The sequence below is a fragment of the Roseiarcus sp. genome (assembly GCF_052145395.1).
Lineage (GTDB): Bacteria > Pseudomonadota > Alphaproteobacteria > Rhizobiales > Beijerinckiaceae > Roseiarcus.
In genome coordinates this window covers 1-3,377 of the sequence record NZ_JBKQOT010000037.1, presented here as the reverse complement: position 1 = coordinate 3,377, position 3,377 = coordinate 1, and the positions used below count along the sequence as shown (strand labels likewise).

General features: G+C 66.9%; 4 protein-coding genes. All 4 read left to right on the top strand.

The genetic code is table 11. The features are described from left to right. Nucleotides 1-382: 382 nt before the first annotated feature. The 4 genes from rplU to obgE all read left to right on the top strand — a co-directional run bounded on the left by rplU (nucleotide 383) and on the right by obgE (nucleotide 2,984). Nucleotides 383-700 (top strand): 50S ribosomal protein L21, encoded by a 318-nt coding sequence (rplU, locus tag ACLP25_RS01160; RefSeq protein ID WP_442467420.1) that lies wholly within the window; start codon nucleotides 383-385, stop codon nucleotides 698-700. 111 nt (nucleotides 701-811) lie between these two features. Then, nucleotides 812-1,081 carry a 50S ribosomal protein L27 gene (gene rpmA, locus ACLP25_RS01155; protein WP_442467419.1) on the top strand — a complete coding sequence of 90 codons (270 nt, stop codon included), beginning with the start codon at nucleotides 812-814 and terminating at the stop codon, nucleotides 1,079-1,081. A gap of 206 nt (nucleotides 1,082-1,287) precedes the next feature. After that, the gene (locus tag ACLP25_RS01150; protein WP_442467418.1) at nucleotides 1,288-1,911 is read left to right on the top strand and encodes a GNAT family N-acetyltransferase; all 624 of its coding nucleotides are present in this window, start codon (nucleotides 1,288-1,290) and stop codon (nucleotides 1,909-1,911) included. Further along, a complete protein-coding gene (obgE, locus tag ACLP25_RS01145; protein WP_442467417.1) occupies nucleotides 1,908-2,984 on the top strand; it encodes a GTPase ObgE in 1,077 nt (358 codons plus the stop codon). Before ACLP25_RS01150 ends, obgE begins: the two co-directional genes overlap by 4 nt. Nucleotides 2,985-3,377: the final 393 nt, after the last annotated feature.

Below are 3,377 nucleotides of genomic sequence, written 5' to 3'. Positions count from 1 at the left end.
AGGTACGCCGCAGATGAAGCATGCAGACCGCTGAATTGCACGTGCAGCGAGTCTCTTGGGCGCGCGATGCAACTACCAGAAGCCATTCCACGCTGACCGCCGCGCTTTTGTTAACCCGGATTCGGAGCCCTGCAGAGCGGCGCATCTCCGTTGACTCCGGCCGCCCGCCTCCGTATAGACATCCCCGCTCCAGCGTGGCCTTTCGGCCGCGCTTTTGGTTTTTGCCTCTCCGGGCCGGATACCCGCCCTCGGACGCTCCAAAACCTCAAATCCGAGCGTTCGCCCGCGGCGCCGCTAGGGGTCGCGATTTCGGTCCACTGCAAAGAAGCCGGCCGCGCGGGCCTCCCGCGTAACGAGCCGGGCGGAACACGGAAGAAAAACGATGTTCGCAGTCATCAAGACCGGCGGCAAGCAATACACGGTCGCCGCCGAAAAAGAGATCACCGTCATGTCCCTGCCCGGCGAAGCCGGCTCGCAGGTGGTTTTCAACGAGGTTCTGGCGCTGTTCGACGGCGCGACCAACACCATCGGCGCCCCGCACGTGGCGGGCGCAAGCGTCACCGGCGAGATCGTCGAGCAGGCCCGCGGGCCGAAGGTGATCGCGTTCAAGAAGCGGCGCCGCAAGAATTCCAAGCGCAAGCTCGGTCACCGGCAGGATCTGACGATCGTCAAGATCACCGGCATCCAGCCGGGCGCCTAAAGTCGATTTGTCGGTCGGGGCGATTCCTTCGCCCGGCCTTTTGCGGTATAGACAGTTTAACCTCGCCGCCCCTCGGGGGCGGCGCACATCGAAAAGTTTCGGAGCAGGACAATGGCTCACAAGAAGGCAGGCGGTTCGTCGCGCAACGGTCGCGATTCGGACGGCCGTCGTCTCGGCGTGAAGAAGTTCGGCGGCGAGCAGGTGCTTGCCGGCAACATTCTGGTGCGTCAGCGCGGGACGAAATTTCACGCCGGCCGCAATGTCGGCATGGGCACCGACCATACCCTTTTCGCCACCGCCGCCGGCGAAGTGCGTTTCGAGCTTAAAGGCGACGGCCGGCAGTATATCAGCGTACGAATTCAACAAGTAGCAGCAGAATAAGGCGGGGTCGCAGACGAGAACCCCGCTTCGGCGACCAGCCCCGCGGACGTTCTCGAAACTCGCTCACAAAGAAGCTTCGAGATGAGCATGAAAGGCGAAGGGTCCTTTCATCCGTCCGGTAAGCCAAGCTTACGAAGGGGACGCGGCCGCCGCGTCTCCTTTGTCGTTTAAACGCCTCTTTTCGGGGCGGGCAGCCCGGAGCTTACATGTTTCCCGATCTTGCGAGAGACGATGTCTTCAGACTGGAGACCGCGCGGCTGTGGCTGCGCTGGCCGCGTGCCGCGGACGCCGCGGCGATCCACCGTTTCTGCTCGTTATGGGAGGTGGCCCGCTACACGGCCCGCATCACCCACCCCTATCCCCCGGGATCGGCCGAGCGCTTCATCTACGCGGCTCGCGAGGGCAACACCTCGGGCCGCGACCTGACGCTTGTGATGACGCCGAAGAGGGGCAAGCGCGAGGCGATCGGATCGATCAGCCTCGAGTCCCGCGGCGGCGACCGGCTCACCCTCGGCTTCGTACTAACCCCGGAACATTGGGGCAAGGGTCTGATGACCGAAGCGACCTGGGCCGTCGTGAAGACGGGCTTCGAACTGACGCCTGCGGTCGAGATTATCGCCAACGTGCGGGTGGAGAACGACGCCTCGCGCAGGGTCCTGGAGACGTGCGGCTTCGAGATCGCCTCGACCGGACCCAAGGGCGCCCCGGCGCGCGGCGGCCTCGTTGAGTGCCATACCTATACCCTCTCTCGGGACGCCTGGGCGGAGACGATCGAGCCGTTGCGGTCGGCGTTCGAAGCCGCGCCGATCGAGACGGGCCGGCTGGCATGAAGTTTCTCGATCAGGCGCGCGTCTACGTCCGCTCTGGCGACGGCGGGGCGGGCTGCGTCTCGTTCCGGCGCGAGAAATTCATCGAGTTCGGCGGCCCCGACGGCGGCGACGGCGGGCGCGGCGGCGACGTCGTGGTCGAATGCGCCGCCGGCCTCAACACGCTGATCGACTTCCGCTACCAGCAGCATTTCAAGGCCAAGATCGGCATGCACGGCATGGGGCGCAACCGCGCCGGCGGCCGCGGCGCAGACGTGGTGCTCAAGGTCCCGGTCGGCACGCAGGTGTTCGACGAGGAGAGCGGTGCCATGCTCGCCGACCTTACTCAAGAGGGCGAGCGGTTCGTGGTCGCGGCAGGCGGCAACGGCGGCTTCGGCAACGCGCACTTCACCACCTCGACCAACCGCGCGCCGCGGCGCGCCAATCCCGGCCTGCCGGGGATCGAGCGGACGCTCGTCCTGCGCCTAAAGCTGATCGCCGACGCCGGCCTCGTCGGCCTGCCGAACGCCGGCAAGTCGACCTTTTTGGCCGCCGTCTCCGCCGCCAAGCCGAAGATCGCCGACTACCCCTTCGCCACTCTCCATCCGGGGCTCGGCGTGGTCAAGGTCGACGGGCGCGACTTCGTGCTTGCCGACATTCCGGGGTTGATCGAGGGCGCTCACGAGGGCCACGGCCTCGGCGACCGCTTCCTCGGCCATGTCGAACGGTGCGGCGCCCTGGTCCACCTGGTCGACGCGACCGGCGTGAACGCCGGCGCCGACTACCGCACCATCCGGCGCGAACTCGCAGCCTACGGCGGGGGTCTCGACGAGAAAGCCGAGATCGTCGCGCTCTCCAAGACCGACGCCGTCGATGAGGAGACGCTCGCGAAACAGGCCGAGCGGCTGAAGCGGGCGATCCGCAGCTACGGACCGCCGCTGGACGCAGCGGCCAGGCGCATAAAGCCCCTCATGCTCTCGACGGCGACCCGCAGCGGCGTGACCGATGTCCTGCGCGCGACCATGGCGGCGATCGAAGCCGGGAAGGCGGAGGCGGCCGCAAGCCTCGCCGCGCCGGAGCCGTGGACGCCGCTGTGAGGCAGACGATCCCCGACAACGGGTGGCCGATCGTGAAAAAGGTGAGCCGCGGCAGGGTCGGGACGGGCGACCGAGCCCATTCATCGCGCCCCGGGGTGGCCTCGTTTCTTGCGTGGACGGCAAGGACCAAACCCATGCGCGAAAATGCGCGTTTCGGTGTCGACTTGGGTCGATTCCGGGCTCGAACCCCCTTGTTTTGGCCCGTAAACGGGGGTTTTGAGGCCGTTTCGAAGGCTCGCGTTTCGAGAGCGATCGAGCGATTCCAAGGCCGGAGCGCCAGACGGCACCCCAAAAGACGGCCCCGCGCGACAGAAGGACCACCCCGCGCCTCGGTTCGGCGCCGAAATGCGAACGCCTCGACGAGGCGGCGGGAGCGGGCGAGGGAGACGGCGC

Excerpts from the sequence above, each read along its gene's own strand:
- obgE (WP_442467417.1), top strand. The coding sequence starts at position 1,908 with ATGAAGTTTCTCGATCAGGCGCGCGTCTACGTCCGCTCTGGCGACGGC.
- ACLP25_RS01150 (WP_442467418.1), top strand. The coding sequence starts at position 1,288 with ATGTTTCCCGATCTTGCGAGAGACGATGTCTTCAGACTGGAGACCGCG.
- rpmA (WP_442467419.1), top strand. The coding sequence starts at position 812 with ATGGCTCACAAGAAGGCAGGCGGTTCGTCGCGCAACGGTCGCGATTCG.
- rplU (WP_442467420.1), top strand. The coding sequence starts at position 383 with ATGTTCGCAGTCATCAAGACCGGCGGCAAGCAATACACGGTCGCCGCC.